Source organism: Budvicia aquatica DSM 5075 = ATCC 35567, assembly GCF_000427805.1.
GTDB classification, from domain to species: Bacteria; Pseudomonadota; Gammaproteobacteria; order Enterobacterales; family Enterobacteriaceae; genus Budvicia; species Budvicia aquatica.
This window is the reverse complement of record NZ_ATYS01000032.1, coordinates 1-19,227: the sequence shown is the minus strand read 5'-3', so window position 1 is coordinate 19,227 and position 19,227 is coordinate 1. Positions and strand designations below refer to the sequence as shown.

Sequence of the window (19,227 nt, the reverse complement as noted above, 5' to 3'; positions counted from 1 at the left end):
GTTTATAGTTCAACTTGAAATAATTTCATTGATTGCTAATAAGGCGGTATCTTAATAGGGAATGGTTTAGCATCATTCTATTAGCGTTGTACTTTGAGCACGCTCACAAATTTATGTGTGGGTTTTTTCTGTAAATTTGAAGTAGTTATTACCTAATGTTATTGTTGATTGGCACACTAATAACATTGAGATAGGATTCATGAAGAAAATATTTTTACTGGGTTTTGCATTACTGGTTTTATCTGGTTGCCAATCAGTTCCCCCTCTGAACTTCTCCATACAAAATGTCGCCGTCAGCGATAAAAAGATAGATGCAGAGTTGAAGTCAATCACCGTATCTTTAGCGCATCCGGATGAAAAAAAAGGGGACATAGAAGTAGGTATGGAAAGTGTACCTCAGCTCTGGAAATCATCACTTGAAGAGTCATTAAATAGAATGGCAATATTTAAAGATGATTCAACAAATAAAATTAACTTATCAGTAAAGATACTTGCTGTGGATATGCCTGCAGGAGGTTTTGATATGAAGACCAAAACTATTGCCCGTTATGATTTAATAGAACGAAATACGGGACGTATCGTATATACCCAAGAAGTCACAGCCGTGGGTATTGTTCCTGTAGGGTATGCGTTCTATGGTGTAGTTAGAGCAATGGAATCAGTAAATAGATCGGTGCAAAATAATATATCTGAATTTCTTAATTCAATAAAAGTTGAACCACTTAATTTATAGTTTATTTTACTGTGCTAGCGTAAACCAGATCTGACAGTCACGACGCTTTATTAGTGTCTGTCAGATTGAATCCAGTCAGAATCTTACCGTAGCGGTAATTTTTATCGTGACTTTAAGATCAATATTTCGTTTGGCGCTGACCTTATTCTTGTCCCTCCAGGTCGTCATCCCGTTTTTCAACGGGATGACGGCTCTACTGCAAGGGCTAAGGGCTAAGGAAGAAGGACGGCAAAAAACTCTCGCCGGATTACCCCCGTGGCGGCAGGGGTAATCTACAATACTCTTTAAAACCGACTCTCCACCGCATTCGCCAGGCTAAACAGCATTCTCTCCGTATCTACCCAGCCCAGGCATGGGTCGGTAATCGACTGGCCGTAAGTCAACGCCTGTTCCGGCTGCATCTTTTGAGTACCTTCTACTAAAAAGCTCTCGGCCATAACCCCGACAACGGCTCGTGAGCCCGCTTTGATTTGCTGGCAGATATTTTCACATACGTCTAACTGACGGCGGTGTAACTTTTGGCAGTTACCGTGGCTGAAATCCACTATCAGGTGTTCCGGCAGATCGAATTGGCGCAGGTTATCACAGGCGGCAGCAATATCGGACTCATGGTAATTCGGCGTCTTACCGCCGCGCATAATAATATGTGCATACGGATTACCGCTGGTGCGATAAATACTCATCTGGCCGGATTTATCCGGTGATAAAAACATATGGCTGGAACGGGCTGCGCGAATAGCGTCGATGGCTATTTTGGTATTACCATCGGTACCGTTTTTAAACCCGACCGGGCACGACAGGGCGGACGCCATTTCACGATGGACCTGACTTTCCGTTGTCCGCGCACCAATCGCTCCCCAACTGATCAAATCTGCAATGTACTGACCGATCACCATATCCAAAAACTCAGTAGCGGTCGGCAAACCTAACTGATTGATTTTCAGCAGCAGTTCTCTGGCCAACTGTAGGCCATGGTTGACCTGATAGGAGCTATCGAGGTGAGGATCGGAAATCATCCCTTTCCAGCCAACGACGGTGCGCGGCTTTTCAAAATAGGTACGCATCACAATCTCTAACCTATCCTGATAGCGGACGCGTAAGGCATTTAATTGCTGAGCATAGTCGATAGCGGCGTCAACATCATGAATGGAGCAGGGACCGATAACCACCAATAGCCGACGGTCTTCACCATGGATAATTTTTTCAATGCGCTGGCGCGATTGCATTATATTTGCACTGATTTCCGCAGTCAGCGGAAACAACTGTGCCAATTGCTCAGGCGTAACCAGGCTGTCAATCAGCGAGGTTCTGAGCTCATCAGTTTTGTTCATGTAAATTCTCTAAATCTTGGTCTTCGCTGCGGTGAAATACCGGGAAGTGATGGGCATCACAATAACGGAAAGATAATAGGATGCAAATAGCTGGAGGAACTAATTCACTGCATTTATAGAAATAGGCAACATCATTCGCTGGAACCGGCAATAAACCAGAGATGTTATTGCCGGTCGGGGACTTTAAAGAGAAATACTCTTGAACTAGTACATGCGACGATTCATCCCCAGAGTATCCAATAATTTAGTTGAAATCTCTTCAACCGAGTAGTTGGTACTGTTAATAAAGCGGATGTTATTTTTACGGTACAGCGCCTCTACTTCTGCGATCTCCATCCGGCACTGGCGTAATGACGCATAGCGGCTGTTTTCTCTGCGTTCCTGACGAATTGCCGATAGCCGTTCAGGATCGATACTTAATCCGAACAGCTTGCTCTGGAAGGGCTTAAGCGCCGCCGGAAGCTGAATATTATCCATATCATCAGCGGTAAACGGATAGTTAGCTGCCCGAATCCCAAACTGCATCGCTAGATACAAGCTGGTCGGGGTTTTACCACAGCGTGAAACGCCTAACAAAATAACCTGAGCTTCTTCCAGATTACGTAATGAAATTCCGTCGTCGTGAGCAAGGGTGTAGTCAATGGCGGCAATACGGGCATCGTATTTCATCAAATTGTTTTCGGTCAGCCCGTGGGTCCGGTGAGCGGCGGGAAGAGGATCAATACCCAGCTCTTTTTGTAACGGAGCCACCAGAGTATGAACGATATTCTGGCAATACCCCTGACTTTGTTCGATTACTTCCCGAACGTCTGCCGACACAATGGAATAGAACACTAGAGGTTTAAGCTGGGTCTTCTGATACAGGTCATCAATCTGTTGGCGAACCTCATGGGCTTTTTCTACATTTTCAACAAAAGGAATGGTGAACTGGTTTAACGAAATAGGAAACTGAGATAACACGGCGTGGCCTAATACTTCGGCGGTAATTGCCGTTCCGTCAGAAATAAAAAATGCAGTACGTTCCACTGAGTCACTCCTTTTTTAGTCAACCGAAGACCGGTTCAGTTAACGGTAATATTGATCGTCTGGCAACAATAGTCAGCTGTTTAATGATGTATCAACCATACTTCACGCGGTAAGTAAACCAGCCACCGTCATTGACGCAAATAACACAATAACAAGTACGGTAACAAGTATGGTAGCAGGTTCAATAACGTGCCGTGAGTTGTTGAAAAAGCGCATAAAAAGCGCGATTCCGAACAAGGTAGCGCATTTATAAGTCTAAGAAAACTAAGTTTAAATGCGGAAACGATTAACCATTTCATAAGTTCATCATTGCTGTGTAAGCTGCCGATGTATAGGTATTTTGTGACCTATACCTCAATGTTTTGTCATCTACTCTGTTTTATACCTAACCGATCTTACGTAGCAAGGGTAGCCAGCTTAACGGCACTTGAAAGATGATGGGTATATTGACTAAATAATGGAACTTCTCTAATGCCTGATATAAATAGTAATCAACATAGTGTCGTTTGGTATAACCAACTGGGAATGAATGATGTTGATCGTGTGGGGGGTAAAAATGCCTCTTTAGGGGAAATGATCACTAACCTGACTGAACTGGGTGTGTCTGTCCCTAATGGTTTTGCTACCACTGCTCAGGCGTTTAATGATTTTCTTGAGCAAAGTGGTGTAAATCAGAAGATTTATCAACTGCTCGATCAGATTGATATTGATGATATAAAAGCATTGGCCGATGCGGGAACTCAAATCCGTAACTGGATTATTGATACGCCATTTCAGCCAGAGCTGGAACAGGCCATCGCTGAAGCTTATCAGCAACTTTCTGAAGGGAACGTCGGTGCTTCATTTGCCGTCAGGTCTTCAGCAACCGCAGAAGATATGCCCGATGCGTCTTTTGCCGGTCAACAGGAAACTTTTTTAAACGTACAGGGTATTGATGCGGTGATGGTTGCCGTGAAGCACGTATTTGCTTCACTGTTTAACGATCGGGCTATTTCTTACCGTGTACATCAAGGCTATGACCACCGCGGCGTTGCACTGTCAGCAGGCATTCAACGCATGGTGCGTTCTGACTTAGCGGCTGCGGGCGTTATGTTCACCATTGATACTGAATCTGGTTTTGATCAGGTGGTGTTTATCACCTCTGCTTACGGCTTAGGTGAAATGGTGGTACAGGGCGCGGTGAATCCTGATGAGTTCTACGTTCATAAACCCACCTTACTCAACAATCGTCCGGCCATTGTTCGCCGTACGATTGGCTCTAAAAAAATTCGTATGGTTTATTCAGACAATCAGGAACATGGCAAGCAAGTTTGTATTGAAGACGTGCCGGAAGCCGAGCGTCATCAGTACAGCCTGAATGATGATGAAATTCAACAGTTGGCCCGTCAGGCGCTGTTAATTGAACAACATTATGGCCGCCCGATGGATATTGAGTGGGCCAAAGACGGACATACCGGCAAGCTGTATATCGTACAGGCCCGTCCTGAGACCGTGCGTTCTAACGAACAGGTAATGGAACGTTATCTGTTAAATAACCGTGGCGTTGTGTTGACTGAAGGCCGGGCGATTGGTCATCGGATTGGTGCGGGTCCGGTTAAAGTGATTAACGATCTCAGCCAGATGGATCGTATTCTACCGGGTGATGTACTGGTGACGGATATGACCGATCCGGACTGGGAACCGATCATGAAGCGTGCATCGGCTATCGTTACTAACCGCGGAGGTCGTACTTGCCACGCTGCGATTATTGCGCGTGAGTTGGGTATTCCGGCCGTTGTGGGCTGTGGTAATGCGACTGAAGTGCTGCACGAAGGCCAGAACGTAACGGTGTCGTGTTCTGAGGGGGATACCGGTTTTATCTATCAGGATATTCTGGACTTTAACGTTCAAAGCTCTCAGCTTGATTCGTTACCTGAAATTCCGCTGAAGATTATGATGAACGTCGGTAACCCGGACCGCGCATTTGATTTTGCCCGTTTGCCGAATGAAGGTGTGGGCCTGGCGCGTTTAGAATTTATTATCAACCGCATGATTGGCGTTCACCCCAGAGCATTACTGGAGTTCGATCAGCAGGAAGAGTCTATTCAGCAGGAAATTCGTGACCTGATGATAGGCTATAACGATCCGGTGGAGTTTTATGTCGGTCGCCTGTCGGAAGGGATTGCAACGCTGGCGGCGGCGTTCTGGCCTAAGCGGGTTATCGTTCGGTTGTCTGACTTTAAATCAAATGAGTATGCCAATCTGGTGGGCGGTAGCCGCTACGAACCGCATGAAGAGAACCCGATGTTAGGCTTCCGCGGTGCCGGTCGCTATGTTTCAGAAGATTTTAAAGCCTGTTTTGCGCTGGAGTGCGAGGCGGTTAAGCGGGTGCGTAATGAGATGGGATTAACCAACGTCGAAATTATGATTCCGTTTGTGCGGACGGTTGAGCAGGCGAAAGCGGTAGTGGCACAGCTGGAGCATGAGGGTCTGAAGCGCGGTCAGGATGGCCTGAAGGTCATTATGATGTGCGAGATCCCGTCTAACGCCTTGTTAGCCGATGAGTTCCTTGAGCATTTCGATGGCTTCTCTATCGGTTCGAACGATATGACTCAGCTAACACTGGGCCTCGATCGTGACTCCGGCGTGGTTTCAACCCTGTTTGATGAGCGCAATAATGCGGTTAAAGCACTGTTGTCGATGTCGATCAAAGCAGCCAAGGCTCAGGGGAAATACGTTGGTATTTGCGGGCAGGGTCCTTCAGATCATGAAGATTTTGCCGTATGGCTGATGGAACAGGGAATCGACAGCATTTCACTTAATCCGGATACGGTAATTAAGACCTGGGTAGCGCTGGCAGCGAAAACTGCGTAGCTTTCTTTTTGATACTAAGGGCCACAGAAGAGCGATTTTCTGTGGCCTTTTTAATAATTTTTAGTGCCTGTTAGTGGTTATTATTACCTATCAGCCTATCAGCCTATCAGCCTATCAGCCTATCAGCCTATCAGCCTATTAACACCCATCAATGCCCATATATTCGTCATCCCCGCGAAAGCGGGGATCCAGGTTTTAGCTAACAAGTTAACTCTTAGCCTAAGGGCTAGATCCCCGTTTTCACGGGGATGACGAGGTGCCAGGGGATGGCGAAGGAGAAGAAAATGGCTCGGGATTTCAGGTGGTGGCACATTTATCGCACTGACGATGAGTCATTCATCTTTGTGCCAAGGGCGTAATAGTGCATAAGCTAACGTTGATGAACTCAGCCCGGCTAAGCGTGATACCGCCCAGTATGGTGTCATTTTTTGCATAAAACGATAATGATGCCCGCAGGATGTAAGACGGTTAGAAGGCTTATTGAACGTCTGGTTTGGTTGTGAGAGTATGATTTCAACACCAAGAGCGCTAAAGTAAAACACTTGTTTATACGCAGAGACACCGATGGAAAAACAGCTAATTGAACCAATAAAGTCCCTGCGCTCGCTGGTGCCGGTGGGTATGCGTCATGCTCAGACTTTGCTTGAGAAGACTAGCGGCAATATCGATGCGGCGGCTGATATGTTTAAACATGAGCTTATCCATTTGTTAATGTCTTCATCAGACTTATCTGCCGAGCGGGCGCGTGAGTATTTGCAGCATGCGGGCTATGAAATGCACTTAGCACTACAGGCCATTGAGCATGATCGTTTTACCCTGACTGAGCGAATCCTTAATAAAAATCACCGGGATAAAAACAGGGCGATAGGATTGATTGCGCATGCTATTGAGACCACGGAAAACCTTACGCGAAATTACTGGCTGTCGTTTGACGATCTTCAACGGCTCCCTGCCGAATTACGCTGTTTGATGGCTATTTACGAATGGACTAATTATGAAGAGTGGGAAGGTTTTGACTCCGCTCTCTACTTCCACTTAGAACAGGTCACGCAGCAGCTTAATTTTCTACAGTTAACCGAGCTGGCTAGTCACCTTCAGCTAGCCCACCAACGCCAGCTGCACCTGACCGCACAGCATGCGGATAAAGACTGGACAGCGATCAATGCTCTGATTCGTCAAGATAAGGTATTTTCTCAAAGTGGCGATTTTTACCTTCAGCATAAGCAGACGATTGATGACGCCTTGTATGGTTTAGCCCAGAACAATATAGATAAGTTTCCTCGGTAGATTATCTTAGCTGCGGGGGATAACAGTCATCTTAAAAATGGAAGCACCATTGATACACAAGGAAGAGAAATAGATGGTTACGAATAGCGTAATAAAAAATGGAATAAAAAAGCTGCTTAACATAACCGGTTATATCCTCTTGGCAAATATTGTCTTATGCAATAGCGCTTTTTCTGCCCTAAGGGTTATCAGTATCGAACCCTCCAAATTTACATCACAAACAATGGGTGAAGTTACTGAGACGGATAAAAGAGTCGAAGAGGCCTGTCTGAACTGGCACTTATCCGGCGCTGAGATTATAAAGATCTTTGAGAGTAGCTCTGTATACCAAGATCGGGGAGCTATACATAGAGAGTACTATTGGCTGCCTTGTGAAATCGAAGGGAAATTAATTTCAGACGGTAAAGAATGGAATTTTACCCTTAACGCCGCTGCGCACGCCGAATGGAATGATGGACATCAATCTATTTATTGGGGATGTGCTAAAGATGAGTGTGAATCACTCTTTTTATTATCTTATGATGGCATGGCCGGATAATAGCTTATTAGTAACCAATGGACGCTTCATCGCTATGCCTGTGGGGATAAGATTTATCCCATTACCCCGGCACAATCACCCGATACAACATCGTTACCGCACTACAAACAATAAACCCGAATGTAACCCACTGAAAGGTACGATCCGAAACGGTTTTCAACAGGTATTTAGCCAGCGGGATACTCAAAATAGACCCCACGCCAAGCACCAGAGCCAGATGAACATCGGTATATCCGCCCTGACCGTAAGCTAACGCAGAAGCCCCCGACAGCAGCATGGTGACAAATACCGAAGTACCAATAGCCTGCTTGATATTCATTCCCGCATATTTAATCAGGATAGGCAGCATTACCACGCCGCCGCCAACGCCGGTAGCGCCGATAGTGATACCCGCGCAGGTGCCGGGAATAATAAAGCTAAGGAGGCTGGCCGGTTGTTTTTCAGGCTGTTCCTTAGCCAGTTTTTCAGGGCGGAACAGGCGGGTGCAAAAAATAAACAGTGACAGGGCAATCGCCAGCACTATCAGGCTATTAATGCCAATCTGCACATAGTTATGCCATGCCGGAACAGCGGCCAGATAAGTAATGCCATAGCTGGCTATCAGCGTGCTGGGCAACATAACGGCCAGAATCATCAGTGAACGCTTAACCGGAATATTGCCTAAGCGAAAGTGCATGCCGGTAGATGATATTTTCATCAGCATCGACAGCAGGTTAGCCGTTGCCACCGCGGCTAGTGCATCCATACCAAACAGGTAAACCAGAACCGGTAATACCAGCACGCCGCCACCAACGCCGGTGGTACTGATAATCAGGCCCAGTACGGCGCCGATCAATAATTCACCCAGTAATAGCAGCGTCATTACTTATTCCCGTGCAGCATGGCACGACCCTGAGCCAAGGCGGCAGTGGCGCTATCGCCTAACAGCGCACTGAATTTGAAAAACAGAATATCAAAAACCACCATTTGTAAAATTTGCGGTGTGATCATACCCAACTGGGAGTGTTGCTCATTATAGAAATAGGGTAATACTTCATCGGCTATTTTGGCTGCTTCGCAATGGCCTGAGCGGGTAAGGGCGATAGTCAGGCAGCCCCGGCTTTTCGCCTGTTTAAGGGCGGTATTGATTTCGCTGGTTTCGCCTCTGGCAGAGACAAACAGCGCTAAGTCGCCGGGCATCAGCAGGTTTGAATAGCTCAACTGGCTGTGTAAATCAGGGCTGAACAGTGCACTTTTATTGACTCTCAGTAGCTTATGAAAAATATCATTAGCCACAATTGACGATGAGCCTATGCCAAAGAGAACGACGCGCTCCGCCTTGATCATCTTTTCAGCCAGGCGGTCGATAAGCTCGGGCTTTAATAATTTGACCGAATGAAGGATATTCTCGCTAAACATATGGCCGGACTTAGCAATCATATCCTCAGTGCTGTCATCTTTGCTGAGGTCACCATACAGGCGATCGTTTTTATCTGATTTTATTTCACTCAGAAACGCCAGCTTTAAGTCAGGGTAGCCTTTATAGCCCAGGCTGCGGGCAAAACGAACCACTGTCGCACCGCTGACGCAGGCAATATCCCCTAGCTGGGCGGCATTTAATGCCGCAATATCATCCGGAGATTCAAGCAGGACTTTAGCCAGTTTCTTCTCGGTATCCTTACCGGCAATCAACATGTTTTCTAACTGTACATTCAGCGTTGACATGGCGTTCTCCTGTTATTGTTATTCAGTCGGGTCAGTAAAGCCCAGGCACATACTGGCAATAAATCCGGCAGCCCAGGCAACCAGCACCGAAATAAGGAACGGCAGAATTTGTCCGTCACCGACCAGCGGTATCAGTGATAATCCGGCGGTACCAAACGGAATAATAATCCCGACCTTAAAAAAGGCAATGGTTGCTCCGCCAAAGGCGCCGCCGATACAGCCGGCAATAAAAGGCTTACCTAAAGGAAGTGAAACGCCGAACAGTAGCGGTTCTCCGACCCCAAAGATACCGACCGGCAAAGCACCCATTAGGGTTTTCTTTAAGCGCTTATTTTTAGTGCGCAGGAAGACCCAAAGGCATGAGCCGACTTGCCCCATACCGCCCATAGCCAGTATCGGGAACAAATAATTGAGGCCAAAGGTTTGTAGTATTTCGGCATGAATCGGTATCAGCCCCTGATGTAAGCCGGTTAACAACAGGAATAAGAAGCTCCCCCCCAGCAGGCCCCCCAGAGCGACTGCGCTACCGTCATTACTGAGCAGGGCGAAAGAGACTCCTGCGCCTAACCATTGATTTAAGAAATGACCGATGGGTTGGAATATGGTTAAGGCGACAAAGGCGGAAACCAAAATAGTGATAAACGGCGTAACGATAAGGTCGAGACTTTCCCAAATCTTACTGCGAAACCAAACTTCAAATTTGGAGGAGAATACCACCACCATCAGTACGGCAAAAATCCCACCGCTGTTAGGGACCAGCTTTTCGCCAAACAGGGTAATTTCAGCCAGACCGGGCAGGGCGAGTATACCAGCCATGACGGCACCAATTGAAGTTGAAGCGCCAAGTTCTTTAGCGGTATTCATACCGATCATAATGGACAGATAGGCAAATACTGCGCTACCGATGAGTTTCAGCAGTTTAAAAAGCTCGGGGAATTGTTCAACCCAGCCGGGCGCAACTAAGCGAACAACGTTGACCAGACCCAGTATCAAACCACAGCCAATCAGCGCCGGAATGGTCGGAACAAAGATGGCCGACAGCGTCGTCAGCATTCGACGTATTGAGAACGGCTTAGGCGTTTCAGTGACGGTGTCACTTGTGCCGTTATCACCCTGAAACCGTTTATTTAACCGGCTAAATACTTTTGCTGCGGTCCCCATACCGACAATAACCTGATATTGGTCACCGCTGATGATGGCACCTTTTACGCCATCAAACTTCTTCATTGCGTCCATATCCACTTTTGATGTGTCTTTAGGAACGATGCGGATACGCGTCATGCAGTGAGCCAGTGTCGCAATGTTTTCCAGCCCGCCGATATGTTTCTCTATGTGCTGAGCCAGTAAGTCCAGATGTTCAATTTTTGGGGCCATGGTATTCACCTTATAAGGAGACGAACGGGTGTTTGCTGTTATCTATTGTAGATACTGATTGTAGGTACAAATTGTCGATATACCGTATGGAGCCATCGATCGCATCTAAGCCGCATTATCATTTAGCTGCTGCTGAAGGGAGCGATACTTTTGCTGTTCGGCAATGCTTTTTGCCGTTTCCACACTGACACCAAGCTCATTCATTAAAATGGCCAGCCGTGGTTTGTAATCAACATATGACAGATATCGGGCCGCTTCTGACTGACTGATTCCGCAGATCTCGCTGACAATCCGCTCTGCACGGCGTTCAAGCTTTTCGTTGCTGGCAATAACGTCAACCATCAGGTTACGGTGAACTTTGCCCAGCCTTACCATCACGCCGGTGCTGATCATGCCCAGCATCATCTTTTGCGCGGTACCGCTTTTCATTCGGGTAGATCCTGACAGAACTTCAGGCCCTACATCCGGTGAAATGGCCATTTGAGCTATTTGGCTAATCGGGCCGGGGCCGCGGGTTGTAATCGCGATAGTCAGAGCACCCAACTGGTTACCATACTCAATCGCCGCCAGAGTAAATGGCGTACGGCCGCTGGCTGCCAGACCGATGATAATGTCATCGGCACAGGCATTGCGCTGTTTTAATTCAACGATGGATTCTGTAGCGCTGTCTTCTACATTTTCAACGGCGTGCAACATGGCGGCATGACCGCCCGCGATGATTGATTGAACCAGCTCGGGGTCTGTGCCAAACGTCGGCGGGCATTCAGCGCTGTCCAGTACCGCTAATCTACCGCTGGTGCCGGCACCGACATAAAATAACCGACCGCCTTGCGCTATTCGGGTGGCAATTTGGTCAATGGCAGCGCTGATATCCGGAATGACCTGACGGATAATTTCAGCAACGGTGGAATCTGCCTGATTGATGGTTGTCAGCAGGCTCCGGGTGTCCATATCGGAGAGACCGATAGTGTCAGGATTCAGTTCGCTGTTCAAACAGGAAGTCAGATCGTTATTTTTCATATGGCTCTTCATTGGGCTTTTGATAAAATATGGTGAAATGCAATTTCAATAAAATATACATTCAATGAAATTATATTTCAAACCTCATCAGGAGACAGAGCGTACTAATCCGCATATATCTAATGTCGATCACATTTTTTGCCGTTGAACCACCGCCGGAAGAGCGGAGTGAGAAAAAGTAACCCTGCCGCCATCCGTTGAAAAACGGGATCCAGCCCTTAGGCCAAGTACGCGTTTGTGAGCTAAAACCTTGGCTCCTCGCTTTGGCGGGGATGACGAGGGGAGAGGCTTCTGCGTCGCCGATTGTAAAACGGGAATAAAGAGGGCCAAATTTCTTCGTCATCCCGTTGAAAAACGGGATCCAGCCCTTAGGCCAAGTACGCGTTTGTGAGCTAAAACCTTGGCTCCTCGCTTTGTCGGGGATGACGAGGGGAGAGGCTTCTGCGTCGCCGATTGAAAAATGGGAATAAAGAGGGTCAAATTTCTTCGTCATCCCGTTGAAAAACGGGATCCAGCCCTTGGGCCAAGTACGCCTTTGTGAGCTAAAACCTTGGCTCCTCGCTTTGGCGGGAATGACGATTTAGACGAGTCACCGGGCATTAGAAATGCTTAACTGATAAATATTAGGCTTTAGGGATGATTTTTTCTTTATGGTTTTAATGGTGATTGGTTATAGTTAGGCCAAATTATGGTTAGGCAAATAATATCATCTGTCTGTGCATAAAGGGCGAGCGATGCTGAATCTAGATAATCCAAAAACAGAACACATTTTTAGGGCTGCGGTACTTGAAGATCAAATCCGCGATGCTCTTACCCAAATACAGGAGCAAGGACAGGACGCGGAACAAATCGAAGCGCTTAAAGCTGAAATTACCGACAGCATCCTGCCGGAATTACACCAACTTAATCGGGACCATTTTGATAGCTGTCAGGCGATTAGCACAGCACTGGAAAAACTGGGCTCGACTATCAAAAATCAGGATCTGGAAGCCAGTTGGGCAGAGTTTAATAAATTCTCTGACAGCATGGGTGATAACTTCGGAACCTGCTTTATTTAATACTTAATGATCGGGTCGTTGACTAACGAGCCTGGGTTAAAAAGGAACATCATGGCAATTGATCTATCAGAAACGCTGGTTATTGGTATATCAGCCACTGCGTTATTTGACCTGTCCGTTGCTGATGGCGTATTCAATCAACAGCGGAAAAACGATCCGGATTCAGCAATGGAACATTACCGGCGCTATATGCTGGAGAATGAATCACAACCCTTGCCGGATGGCACCGGTATGCCTTTGGTCAAAGCGTTGTTGGCGTTAAATGATCATAAAAAAGCCGATGACCCACAGCCGATAGTTGAAGTAGTCGTGATATCGCGCAATAGCCCGGAAACCGGATATCGGGTTTTGAAAGAGATCCGCCGCCGTGGCTTAAATATTACCCGCTCAGCGTTTACCGCGGGCGAAGCGGTAACTCATTATCTCGACGCTTTTTATGTCGATCTGTTTTTGACGACCAATGAAGATGATGCCCAGCGGGTTATTGATACTAATCAGTGCGCAGCCGCCGTGATGCGCCCGCCGCCAACGCAGGCATTTCAGTGCACTGAAACTCAGGTCAGATTTGCCTTTGACGGCGATGCGGTGATTTTTGATGATACCAGCGAACTGATTAATCAGACTCACGGACTGGACGCTTTTCATCAGTCGGAAGACGAGCGGCAGGATATCCCCCTTGAGCCGGGACCGCATGCCAAATTATTGATTAAGTTGTCTAAAATTCAAGAGCGCTTACCGGGGCGCATTGAATATTCACCGGTACGCATTGCGTTGATAACGGCCCGAAACAGCCCGGCAGAAATGCGGGTGATAAAAACCCTGAGAAATTGGGGCGTTTATGTTGATGAGATTTTCTTTTTGGGCGGATTACAAAAGGCGCGGTTTCTAAAGGCGTTCAATCCCCATATCTTTTTCGACGATCAGGACGCCCATCTGGATCCCGCTGCGTCAGATGTGCCTTCAGCTAAAGTGCTTTATCGCAGCACCTCTGCGCTTAACGCTGTTATGCACGATAAAATCCGGCAGAAGAATAAAAGCCAACCCGACTGATTAGCTGCGCATTACTTTTTAGACTCTCCATTTTTATTTAATAACAATCAGGAAAATAACCTTTTATGAGCATTAATATCATCATGGTTGATTACACCAATGCGGCACAGGGCGAAGACTTGGTCGGTTTATTAAACGGCTATGCGCTTGACCCTATGGGCGGCGGAGAAGCGCTAAAACCACAGGTGAAAAGCAATCTGGTCAGTGAGCTGGCTAAGCTGCCCCACGCTTTTAGCGTCATGGCCTATGTTGATGGTAAGCCTGCCGGCCTGATTAACTGCTTTTTTGGGTTTTCTACCTTTGCCTGCCAGCCGTTGGTCAATATTCATGATGTTGCGGTGAGTGCCGAATATCGCGGGCTAGGCCTGAGCCAGAAAATGCTGGATAAAGTAGAGCAGTTTGCTAAACAGAAAGGGTGTTGCAAAATCACGCTGGAAGTTTTGGAGGGCAATGATATTGCCAAAGCCAGCTACCGCAAATTTGGTTTTGCCGGTTATGAGCTGGACCCGGCGATGGGCGGTGCAATGTTCTGGCAGAAGAAGATTTAAGTTAGTGCAGGCATGACGGGGCTTATGGACGTCATATTAAGCATCTTTACATCATATAAGCCTGCTATGTTTCAGTTCGGTCCCAGCCTATTATGTCGTCATCCGGTTGAAAAACGGGATCCAGATTTTAGCTGACCAACATCACTTAGAGTGCGTTAATTGGCCGACGACTACGCATTCCGTTTTCAACCCGATGACGAGGTGAATAGCCTAGTGGTAACTAGGCTAATGGTTATCTCAACGTTCTTTTTGCGGACGAAATCTACGCCAATCTGGAATTAGCCGCCTCTGGACTTATCCTAATATCAAACCCAAAACAACAATGCCAAAATCTGCGGTGACATAATCCTTAAGAACATCGCCAACGGATAAACGGTAGCATAAGACAGCGCTGCCGCACCGCTGGTCGGGTGCATACCGTTAGCGAAGGCCAACGCGGGGGGATCGGTCATTGAACCCGCCAGCAGGCCGCAGATGGTTAAATAATTCATCTTGGTCAGCCAGTGGGCCATAAATCCGACCACCAACAGCGGAACGACCGTAATAAGGGCACCGTATCCCATCCAGATAACGCCATCACCGTTCAATAACGTATCAATAAAGCTGGCGCCGGACTTAAATCCGACTACCGATAAAAACAGTACGATACCTAATTCTCTGAGAGCGAGGTTGGCGCTGGGGGGCATAAACCAGTGGAGCTTACCGATGCTACCGATTCGCCCCAGAATCAGCGCAATAACCAACGGACCGCCGGCCAGACCTAAACGCAGAGCGGCAGGGAAGCCGGGAATAAACAATGGGATAGACCCTAATAGAACTCCAAGCCCGATACCGATAAACACCGGCAGCATCTGTACCTGTTGGAGCTTTTGCTGAGCGTTACCCAGAATGTCTGCCACGGTATCAATAGACGACGGCTTACCAACCAGATTGACGATATCGCCGAAGTGCAGCGATACGCTACGGCCCGGAATCAGCTCAACGCCGGCCCGGTTGATACGTGAAATAACCACGTCATAGCGATGAAGATTGAGATCGACAATCTTCTTACCCAGCACTTTATCACTGGTAATCACCACGCGGGCCATTTGCAGGTCGCTGGTGCGGGTCGATAAAGAAACGTCAACCTCATTACCGATCAGCAGCTTGGCCTGATTCAATAAATTCCGGTCACCGACAAGGTGCAGCAGGTCGCCCATCTGAATAACCGTTGAAGATGAAGGCACCATCAGTAAATTGTCGCGTTTCAGGCGAGAGCAGATTACGCCTTCATCGCTGATAATCGGAATATCCTGTAGCTGTAATCCGTTGAGGTTAGTGTTACAAACTTGAATGTTTATGGTCTGTAAATTATCCGCCGCCGCGCCGGACTGTTGATCAAATGCTTTAGCTTCCTTATCTATATTAATCTTAAAGATTAGCCGGATGGTCCACATCACAAATAAGATGCCGCAGATGCCGAAAGGATAAGCCATTGCATATGCCATACCCATTTGGTCAATCAGTTGACCGTTAGCGTGCAGATCGGTCAAAACCTGCTGACCGGCACCTAAGGATGGGGTATTGGTTACCGCACCGGAGAATATACCCAGAATTATCGGCAGGGGAATATCAAATATTTTGTGCAGCCCGGCGGTGACTAAACAGCCGAGCAGTACCAATAAACAGGCAAAACCGTTCAGACGCAGCCCGGAACGACGCAGGGATGAGAAAAAACCGGGACCGACCTGAATACCGATGGTATAGACAAATAAAATCAGGCCAAACTCCTGAATGAAGTGCAGCATATTACTATCTAAAACAATCTGATAGTTATCGGTGAAGTGGCCAACAATAATGCCGCCAAACAGTACGCCACCAATGCCTAAGCCGACGCCGCGAATCTTCCAACTGCCAATCCATAAACCGAGTACAGCAACCAGAGCCAATATGCTCACTGTCAGGGCTATATTACTCATTGTTACAATCCTTGCAGAGGTTTACCTTCCTTCACTGCAACCGCGCGATAGGTAGCGAGGCTGACAATACGGAACAGGGGTGTATAAGCCAGATTAATCATAGTGAAAACCTAAGGGGATAATGTGACTGAGGCGTCGAAACGGGCAATAGTTAGCTGGGTAAATTGATATTAATCAATATAGTTGCGGTTGTTTTCGCATTTTGATACTCAATAGACGAAACGATTCAATTACAATCAAAAAAAATGCGTGGGGAACGATTGAGGTTTGTAAAAATCAGCGGTGAGTTCCGGGTGATTTCACCGCTGAAAAGGGGACTGATGATGAAGCTATGGAATCGGGATTATTCCCACCAGATATCATACAGTTCGCTGGTTTCAACGTTGGCCATGCCATTGTTGGTTAACCAGTCAGCAATCAGTTTTCTATGCTCTTCGGTGCATGAACCGACTTTCTGTAGGCAGATAATGCCTTCCCAGTCTAAATAGCCACTGCCGCCAAAGCCTAAACCGTTAGGGTTAACGACTTCGTTGATAAAGGTATTCAGAAAGCTATCAATAGATTCGGCGGTAGCGCCTTCAGCAAAATTCCAGTTAACGGTAAAACCGATCTCCTGGAACTCATCAAGGTGTAATTTTTTACGTAAACGACGACTGCGGGTAATAGCCATGACTTCATCCTTTTTAAAAAAAAGGGATATTACCTGCCATAGGCGACAGCGTCCAGCCTAAGGACTAAGTTTCACTCAGATAGGTCCGGGGTTAAACATTGGGCGGTGCCTTGACCACTCCTGCAACTGGCAGTAAGTTACCTAAAACGGATAGTGGGTATTCAAATAAAATGAACAAAATGCTGATTTGTGGTTGCTTAGCGTTGGTCGGATTGAGTGGGATGGCCTATAGCGCTCCTCTGCCAAAGGTCAACTGTACCGAGTTAAGCTTTAAACAGAGTGATGGCAGTGAAGATCCATATAGCAGCGGGACATCCTGTTTGTATGCCGGAAAAAGCCTGGCGGAGAGTTATCAAAGCTATCGGGAAGAGAGCCTATCGGAAGATTACGGTAAAAGTCTGCGAAAAAATATTCCGTCGATGGTCAACTACAATGACACCATTACTGACGGACAGCTCTGGATTAGCTATAAGTGGAATAGCCCCGACAACCTTGAGGTTGAACTTGCTTTTGCCGGCGGCGTGACCACGGTTGAATTCAAGCAGTCTCAATCTGGTACTGAAATAAGAACCATTGCGTCGGCAGATTAAATTGCCGCTTATTTCATTCTGAGGAGAGTTTCCGCTAGCAGAAATTCGCCTATAACCCCTGATACTGCTTTACCATTTGCTGATACTTTTCCTCATGCAAACGGCACTTTTCAGCGACGCATTTATCCGTGCCGGAAATGTTTCTTTGGCCTTTGCCTAATAGCATCGCCTGATAGGGGACTTTTTCATATCGATTTCCGTGTTCATCAATATAAAGACCGGTGAAGCGCTGAAACTCGTTTAGCGGCAGCTTTGAGCGGTAGTCCTGAGCATCCAGTTTGCGATCTTTGCCGCCAAACTGTACGAAGGCCGGGCGTACGGCTCCTTCGACCTGAGGTAGCATAGCTTCGAGCCACGCAAACTCCTCCAGCGAGATAAGGACTATGGGGCTGTAAGCCTTTTGGAATCTCAGTTTTATATGTTTATCGAATTTATCATATACACATTACTATACACATTAATTACCACTACAGAACGCTTAATCGAATGACCAAAGGTGAACATCATTCTAATCCCAATATTAACGCTCATCTGTCCCAATCACAAACAGATAAGACAAAGGTTGCAACGCAGCCATCTTTAAAGAGAGATGTGTTCGGCACCATTCAGTAAACGCCGGTTTATCAAAATCCAATTGGTGGTCACGGATAAACTCAAGGTCCAGTATTACATACTCAGCATTAGCAGAACTTTGTGTTGCCGGGTAGAAAATACCTTCACTACCCAACGTGGTTAAAACGTTAAACGCTGATTGAGTGACTCGCACTGTGTGTATCAAATCAACATTCTCCAGTGACTTCAGTGACAGTAAGCGAGCAATCAGATTCATTGTTTTACTCCTGTTGATATTTCGGTGGGAAGCGATATCACTATGGCCAGCTCTGCCTGCAACCAGTCGGCGACATGTTGCCATTCAGTACCACTGACATCAGACGTGATTTTCCAGACATTTGGGCAAGTGTGGTGAGCAAGCAGTAATACTGCCATGACCATAAAACGGTAAGGATGGCCATAGGTACGGCAATATCCCCGGTCGTANGGATGATGATGTTGATTCAGAATAAAGGTCTCGCCGCTGAGTTGATGGTGATGCTCCCCGTTGAAGACGATAACGCCTAGNCCTATGAGACTGTCATCGTAGCGCAGTGGCGTGATACCGGCGCCATTGCAGATAATAGGGGGTGGTTCAATACCGGTCGTTTCCGGCTTCAGGCGGAGCTGCCGATGGGCTCGTGTGACCAGACGACACAATCTGAACCAGTCGTCCTGAGCGATATCGCGTAATAATCTAAAATGAAATGCGCCAGTTTTTGGCGCAGGTAATGTCGGCATAGGCAAATCTCCATGTTACCGTTGATAATTAGCAGTGAAATAAAGGGGGATACCGGTGTGGGTCTGGTCTTGAACGGGTTCGCTGGTGGCTTGAGCTATAACCAGCCCCGTTCAGCAAACGACACCTGTTCGCCATGACCCATGACAATGTGGTC

At 47.0% G+C, this 19,227-nt stretch carries 18 protein-coding genes and 1 pseudogene; 8 read left to right on the top strand and 11 right to left on the bottom strand.

All coding sequences use genetic code 11. The features are described 5' to 3' along the window. Positions 1-199 precede the first annotated feature (199 nt). A complete protein-coding gene (locus YWE_RS0113485; protein WP_029095020.1) occupies positions 200-733 on the top strand; it encodes a lipoprotein in 534 nt (177 codons plus the stop codon). A 284-nt stretch (positions 734-1,017) separates the two neighbouring features. Here YWE_RS0113485 and YWE_RS0113480 read toward each other — a convergent pair whose 3' ends face one another. Then, positions 1,018-2,064, bottom strand: coding sequence for a 3-deoxy-7-phosphoheptulonate synthase (locus tag YWE_RS0113480; RefSeq protein ID WP_029095019.1), 1,047 nt, complete (start codon positions 2,062-2,064; stop codon positions 1,018-1,020). A gap of 204 nt (positions 2,065-2,268) precedes the next feature. Next, positions 2,269-3,090, bottom strand: coding sequence for a posphoenolpyruvate synthetase regulatory kinase/phosphorylase PpsR (gene ppsR / locus YWE_RS0113475; RefSeq protein WP_029095018.1), 822 nt, complete (start codon positions 3,088-3,090; stop codon positions 2,269-2,271). Between the two features lie 471 nt (positions 3,091-3,561). Between ppsR and ppsA the strand changes: the two genes are divergently transcribed. Next, complete coding sequence (gene ppsA, locus YWE_RS0113470; RefSeq protein WP_036016050.1) at positions 3,562-5,943, top strand: phosphoenolpyruvate synthase; 2,382 nt, start codon at positions 3,562-3,564, stop codon at positions 5,941-5,943. A gap of 335 nt (positions 5,944-6,278) precedes the next feature. Here ppsA and YWE_RS31425 read toward each other — a convergent pair. Then, positions 6,279-6,424: pseudogene (locus YWE_RS31425) on the bottom strand (helix-turn-helix domain-containing protein); the annotation flags it as partial. An 83-nt stretch (positions 6,425-6,507) separates the two neighbouring features. Between YWE_RS31425 and YWE_RS0113465 the strand changes: the two are divergent. Beyond that, complete coding sequence (locus YWE_RS0113465) at positions 6,508-7,230, top strand: hypothetical protein (protein ID WP_029095016.1); 723 nt, start codon at positions 6,508-6,510, stop codon at positions 7,228-7,230. Positions 7,231-7,303: 73 nt separating this feature from the next. After that, positions 7,304-7,768, top strand: a complete 465-nt coding sequence (locus tag YWE_RS29025; RefSeq protein WP_051323339.1) for a hypothetical protein — start codon at positions 7,304-7,306, stop codon at positions 7,766-7,768. Between the two features lie 61 nt (positions 7,769-7,829). Here the strand turns inward: YWE_RS29025 and YWE_RS0113455 are convergent, their stop codons facing one another. From YWE_RS0113455 to murQ, 4 genes are all read right to left on the bottom strand, one after another. Continuing rightward, on the bottom strand, positions 7,830-8,624 hold the full coding sequence (locus YWE_RS0113455; RefSeq protein ID WP_029095015.1) for a sulfite exporter TauE/SafE family protein: 795 nt from the start codon (positions 8,622-8,624) through the stop codon (positions 7,830-7,832). A gap of 5 nt (positions 8,625-8,629) precedes the next feature. After that, positions 8,630-9,472: a MurR/RpiR family transcriptional regulator gene (locus YWE_RS0113450; protein ID WP_029095014.1), complete on the bottom strand. Its 843-nt coding sequence runs from the start codon at positions 9,470-9,472 to the stop codon at positions 8,630-8,632. An 18-nt stretch (positions 9,473-9,490) separates the two neighbouring features. Then, positions 9,491-10,846 carry a PTS transporter subunit EIIC gene (locus tag YWE_RS0113445; protein ID WP_029095013.1) on the bottom strand — a complete coding sequence of 452 codons (1,356 nt, stop codon included), beginning with the start codon at positions 10,844-10,846 and terminating at the stop codon, positions 9,491-9,493. 105 nt (positions 10,847-10,951) lie between these two features. Next, positions 10,952-11,866 (bottom strand): N-acetylmuramic acid 6-phosphate etherase, encoded by a 915-nt coding sequence (murQ, locus tag YWE_RS0113440; RefSeq protein ID WP_029095012.1) that lies wholly within the window; start codon positions 11,864-11,866, stop codon positions 10,952-10,954. Positions 11,867-12,600: 734 nt separating this feature from the next. On the opposite strand from murQ, the gene YWE_RS0113430 reads away from it, so the two are divergent. From YWE_RS0113430 to YWE_RS0113420, 3 genes are all read left to right on the top strand, one after another. Then, the gene (locus YWE_RS0113430; RefSeq protein ID WP_029095010.1) at positions 12,601-12,924 is read left to right on the top strand and encodes a hypothetical protein; all 324 of its coding nucleotides are present in this window, start codon (positions 12,601-12,603) and stop codon (positions 12,922-12,924) included. A 51-nt stretch (positions 12,925-12,975) separates the two neighbouring features. Further along, positions 12,976-13,974: a 5'-nucleotidase gene (locus YWE_RS0113425; RefSeq protein WP_029095009.1), complete on the top strand. Its 999-nt coding sequence runs from the start codon at positions 12,976-12,978 to the stop codon at positions 13,972-13,974. Between the two features lie 65 nt (positions 13,975-14,039). Next, positions 14,040-14,522, top strand: a complete 483-nt coding sequence (locus YWE_RS0113420) for a GNAT family N-acetyltransferase (protein WP_029095008.1) — start codon at positions 14,040-14,042, stop codon at positions 14,520-14,522. Positions 14,523-14,827: 305 nt separating this feature from the next. On the opposite strand, the gene YWE_RS0113415 is transcribed toward YWE_RS0113420, so the two are convergent. After that, on the bottom strand, positions 14,828-16,480 hold the full coding sequence (locus YWE_RS0113415) for a putative transporter (protein WP_029095007.1): 1,653 nt from the start codon (positions 16,478-16,480) through the stop codon (positions 14,828-14,830). A 343-nt stretch (positions 16,481-16,823) separates the two neighbouring features. Continuing rightward, the gene (locus tag YWE_RS0113405) at positions 16,824-17,150 is read right to left on the bottom strand and encodes a YggL family protein (RefSeq protein ID WP_029095006.1); all 327 of its coding nucleotides are present in this window, start codon (positions 17,148-17,150) and stop codon (positions 16,824-16,826) included. A gap of 170 nt (positions 17,151-17,320) precedes the next feature. Here YWE_RS0113405 and YWE_RS0113400 point away from each other — a divergent pair, with 170 nt between their 5' ends. After that, the gene (locus tag YWE_RS0113400; RefSeq protein WP_127526473.1) at positions 17,321-17,740 is read left to right on the top strand and encodes a hypothetical protein; all 420 of its coding nucleotides are present in this window, start codon (positions 17,321-17,323) and stop codon (positions 17,738-17,740) included. 49 nt (positions 17,741-17,789) lie between these two features. On the opposite strand, the gene YWE_RS0113395 is transcribed toward YWE_RS0113400, so the two are convergent. Together YWE_RS0113395 and YWE_RS0113390 are read right to left on the bottom strand one after the other, a co-directional pair. Beyond that, positions 17,790-18,083, bottom strand: coding sequence for a hypothetical protein (locus YWE_RS0113395; protein WP_029095004.1), 294 nt, complete (start codon positions 18,081-18,083; stop codon positions 17,790-17,792). A gap of 177 nt (positions 18,084-18,260) precedes the next feature. Next, positions 18,261-18,569: a hypothetical protein gene (locus tag YWE_RS0113390; RefSeq protein WP_029095003.1), complete on the bottom strand. Its 309-nt coding sequence runs from the start codon at positions 18,567-18,569 to the stop codon at positions 18,261-18,263. Positions 18,570-19,227 lie beyond the last annotated feature (658 nt).

What these genes read in the sequence shown, in the direction of transcription:
- YWE_RS0113405 (WP_029095006.1), bottom strand. Translation starts at nt 17,150, where the DNA reads ATGGCTATTACCCGCAGTCGTCGTTTACGTAAAAAATTACACCTTGAT.
- YWE_RS0113395 (WP_029095004.1), bottom strand. Translation starts at nt 18,083, where the DNA reads ATGCTACCTCAGGTCGAAGGAGCCGTACGCCCGGCCTTCGTACAGTTT.
- YWE_RS0113420 (WP_029095008.1), top strand. Translation starts at nt 14,040, where the DNA reads ATGAGCATTAATATCATCATGGTTGATTACACCAATGCGGCACAGGGC.
- ppsA (WP_036016050.1), top strand. Translation starts at nt 3,562, where the DNA reads ATGCCTGATATAAATAGTAATCAACATAGTGTCGTTTGGTATAACCAA.
- YWE_RS0113450 (WP_029095014.1), bottom strand. Translation starts at nt 9,472, where the DNA reads ATGTCAACGCTGAATGTACAGTTAGAAAACATGTTGATTGCCGGTAAG.
- murQ (WP_029095012.1), bottom strand. Translation starts at nt 11,866, where the DNA reads ATGAAAAATAACGATCTGACTTCCTGTTTGAACAGCGAACTGAATCCT.
- YWE_RS0113445 (WP_029095013.1), bottom strand. Translation starts at nt 10,846, where the DNA reads ATGGCCCCAAAAATTGAACATCTGGACTTACTGGCTCAGCACATAGAG.
- YWE_RS0113480 (WP_029095019.1), bottom strand. Translation starts at nt 2,064, where the DNA reads ATGAACAAAACTGATGAGCTCAGAACCTCGCTGATTGACAGCCTGGTT.
- YWE_RS29025 (WP_051323339.1), top strand. Translation starts at nt 7,304, where the DNA reads ATGGTTACGAATAGCGTAATAAAAAATGGAATAAAAAAGCTGCTTAAC.
- YWE_RS0113390 (WP_029095003.1), bottom strand. Translation starts at nt 18,569, where the DNA reads ATGAATCTGATTGCTCGCTTACTGTCACTGAAGTCACTGGAGAATGTT.
- YWE_RS0113430 (WP_029095010.1), top strand. Translation starts at nt 12,601, where the DNA reads ATGCTGAATCTAGATAATCCAAAAACAGAACACATTTTTAGGGCTGCG.
- YWE_RS0113400 (WP_127526473.1), top strand. Translation starts at nt 17,321, where the DNA reads ATGAACAAAATGCTGATTTGTGGTTGCTTAGCGTTGGTCGGATTGAGT.
- YWE_RS0113465 (WP_029095016.1), top strand. Translation starts at nt 6,508, where the DNA reads ATGGAAAAACAGCTAATTGAACCAATAAAGTCCCTGCGCTCGCTGGTG.
- YWE_RS0113425 (WP_029095009.1), top strand. Translation starts at nt 12,976, where the DNA reads ATGGCAATTGATCTATCAGAAACGCTGGTTATTGGTATATCAGCCACT.
- YWE_RS0113415 (WP_029095007.1), bottom strand. Translation starts at nt 16,480, where the DNA reads ATGAGTAATATAGCCCTGACAGTGAGCATATTGGCTCTGGTTGCTGTA.
- YWE_RS0113485 (WP_029095020.1), top strand. Translation starts at nt 200, where the DNA reads ATGAAGAAAATATTTTTACTGGGTTTTGCATTACTGGTTTTATCTGGT.